The following is a 3,470-nucleotide window of genomic DNA, read 5'->3' on the forward strand; positions in this document are numbered from 1 at the left end:
TAGATGCATTACTTGAAGAATACAATAAAACAGCAAAAATAAGTGTACCAATACACGTAGATGCTGCATCAGGTGGATTATTTACACCATTTATAGATCCAGATATGGAATGGGATTTTAGATTGAAAAATGTAGTATCAATAAGTACATCAGGACATAAATACGGATTAGTATACCCAGGTATAGGATGGGTAATATGGAAAGATGAAGAGTACTTACCAAAAGAATTAATATTTGAAGTAAGTTACTTAGGAGGATCAATGCCAACAATGGCAATAAACTTCTCAAGATCAGCAAGTCAAGTAATTGGACAATATTATAACTTCTTAAGACTTGGATTTGAAGGATATAGACAAATACATCAACGTACAAAAGATGTAGCTATGTACTTATCTGATGAAATAGAGAAAACAGGATTATTCAAAATTTATAATAATGGAGAAAATTTACCGATAGTATGTTATAGATTAGTTGATAATGCTAATGTAGAGTGGACATTATATGACCTAGCAGATAGATTAGCGATGAAAGGATGGCAAATACCAGCATATCCATTACCAATCAACTTAGACAAAACAATAATACAACGTATAGTATGTAGAGCAGACTTAAGTCATGATATGGCTGAATTATTTATAAGAGATTTAAAAACAGCAATAAAAGATTTAAACGATGCAAATGTATTAGTACACGGTAAAGAACCAGAAAACAAAGTTTACGGATTTACTCACTAATATAAAAAATATAGTATATATTGAAAAAGTCTTAGTATTATTTAAAAAATACTAAGACTTTTTTTATTGTTTGTTAAATTGAAGGCTAATGAAACTTAAATTGCAAAATGAAAATAAAATGAAACTTTTTTTGCAAAAAAAGTTTAATAGGATTATAATAGGGTAAATATACAATATACAATTAAAAAATTATTTTAGGCCTATGATAATTTACATTGAGAAGAATTAAGACAAAATAGGAGATGATTGACATGAAAGAAGAAAACGCAGCTAAAGGGAATTCACTTACTTTGTTTGCATTCTTTGCAATGACGGCATCAATGGTTATGACTGTATATGAGTATCCTACATTTGCTACATCAGGATTCAATTTAGTATTTTTCCTTTTACTTGGAGGAATATTATGGTTTTTACCTGTAGCATTGTGTGCAGCAGAAATGGCCACAGTTGATGGCTGGCAAGAAGGTGGAATATTTGCTTGGGTTGGAAATACTTTAGGAGAAAGATTCGGATTTGCAGCGATATTTTTCCAATGGTTCCAAATTACAGTTGGATTTGTAACAATGATTTATTTTATATTAGGTTGTGTTTCATATATATTCAACTGGAATGCATTAAACAATGTTCCTGTTTTAAAATTTATAGCAGTTTTAGTTATATTCTGGGGATTAACATTAACACAATTAGGTGGAACAAAGAATACTGCTAAAATAGCAAAAGCTGGATTTATACTTGGAATAGCTATACCAGCAATAATATTATTTGGAATATCTATAGCTTATTTAGTACAAGGTAATCCAATTGATGTAAAGATAGGAGCTAGATATTTTGTTCCTGACTTTTCAAAAGTAAATACATTAGTTGTTTTTGTATCATTTATACTAGCATATATGGGTGTTGAAGCATCAGCATCACATGTAAATGAATTAGAGAATTCAAAACGCAATTATCCATTAGCTATGATTATATTAGTTATAGTAGCTATAGTACTTAACACAATTGGAGGATTAACAGTTGCAGCTGTAATTCCACAAGGTGATTTAAATTTAAGTTCAGGAGTAGTTGATACTTTTAAAGTTTTAATACTACATTTTATACCAAATGGAACATGGATTGTAAAATTAATAGCATTACTATTAGCATTAGGTGTAATGGGTGAAGTTAGTGCATGGGTTGTAGGACCTTCAAGAGGTATGTACATAGCAGCGCAAAAAGGAATTTTACCAAAATCATTAACTAAAACTAATAAACATGATGTTCCAGTAAACTTAGTTTTCGTACAAGGAATAGTAGTTACAATATGGGCAGCGGTTCTTACACTTGGCGGTGGAGGAGACAATGTTTCATTCCTTACAGCTATATCACTAACAGTAGTTATATATTTAGTTGGATATTTACTATTCTTCATAGGGTACTTTAAATTAATACTAAAAAGAGACGATTTAAAACGTTCTTATCAAGTTCCTGGTGGAAAAACATTTAAATTAATAGTTGCCGCATGCGGTTTCTTAACTTCAATATTTGCATTGATTATATCATTTTTCCCACCAAGTCAGTTAGTTGGTAAGAGTATACATGAATATTTAACTATATTAAGTGTAAGTTTTGTAGTAACAGTATTAATACCTTTTGTAATATATTCAATTACATCAAAGAAGAGTAGATAATATAAATAAAATTAATTAATAAAAAAGACAAGCATTGTAATTCAGGGAGGTTTTTCAAAATGTTATTTAAAAAAGAAGATGATTATAGTACACCAGTGTTTGGGACAATAGAGTCTGGCTCTAATATTCCAAAAGACGTAATAGGGAAAGATTCTATTGCTCCAAACATAGCGTATAGATTAATAAAAGATGAGTTAATGAATGAAGGAAATGCAAGACTTAACTTAGCGACATTCTGTCAAACATATATGGAAGATGAAGCAACACAACTTATGGCAGAAACATTAGAAAAAAATGCAATAGATAAATCTGAATACCCACAAACAACAGAAATGGAAAATAGATGTGTTGATATGATAGCAAACTTATGGAATGCACCAAAAGAGTTAAGCTATATAGGAACATCAACAGTAGGATCATCAGAAGCATGTATGCTTGGTGGGATGGCTATGAAATTTAGATGGAGAAACAGAGCAGAAAAATTAGGAATAGATACAACAAAGAAAAAACCAAACTTAGTAGTATCTTCAGGATACCAAGTTTGTTGGGAAAAATTCTGTGTATATTGGGATATAGAGATGCGTACTGTACCAATGGATGAAGAACATATGAGTTTAGATATGGACAAAGTTTTAGATTATGTAGATGACTATACAATTGGTATAGCAGCATTACTTGGAATAACATATACAGGAAAATTTGATGATATAAAAGCATTAGATGCATTAATTGAAGAATACAATAAAACAGCAAAAATAAGTGTACCAATACATGTAGATGCTGCATCAGGTGGATTATTTACACCATTTATAGATCCTGAGCTTGAGTGGGATTTTAGATTAAAAAATGTAGTATCAATAAGTACATCAGGACATAAATATGGATTAGTATATCCAGGTATAGGATGGGTAATATGGAAAGATGAAGAATACTTACCAAAAGAATTAATATTTGAAGTAAGTTATTTAGGTGGGTCAATGCCAACAATGGCGATAAACTTCTCAAGATCAGCAAGTCAAGTAATTGGACAATATTATAACTTCTTAAGACTTGGATTTGAAGGATATAG

Annotated in this window: 3 protein-coding genes; all 3 read left to right on the forward strand. The window is 30.3% G+C overall.

Translation table 11 applies throughout. The features are described from left to right. Positions 1 to 734: pyridoxal-dependent decarboxylase (locus GFJ41_RS17585; protein ID WP_264318554.1), on the forward strand; the 734-nt coding region annotated here is incomplete at its 5' end. Between the two features lie 251 nt (positions 735 to 985). Continuing rightward, positions 986 to 2,401 (forward strand): glutamate/gamma-aminobutyrate antiporter, encoded by a 1,416-nt coding sequence (gene gadC / locus GFJ41_RS17590; protein ID WP_021430438.1) that lies wholly within the window; start codon positions 986 to 988, stop codon positions 2,399 to 2,401. A 59-nt stretch (positions 2,402 to 2,460) separates the two neighbouring features. Next, positions 2,461 to 3,470, forward strand: a 1,010-nt coding sequence (gene gad, locus GFJ41_RS17595; protein ID WP_170075955.1) for a glutamate decarboxylase, incomplete at its 3' end; no start/stop codon positions are given.

It is taken from the genome of Paraclostridium dentum, from assembly GCF_012922555.1.
In the GTDB taxonomy this organism is placed as follows: Bacteria; Bacillota; Clostridia; order Peptostreptococcales; family Peptostreptococcaceae; genus Paraclostridium; species Paraclostridium dentum.

Excerpts from the sequence above, each read along its gene's own strand:
- gadC (WP_021430438.1), top strand. The coding sequence starts at position 986 with ATGAAAGAAGAAAACGCAGCTAAAGGGAATTCACTTACTTTGTTTGCA.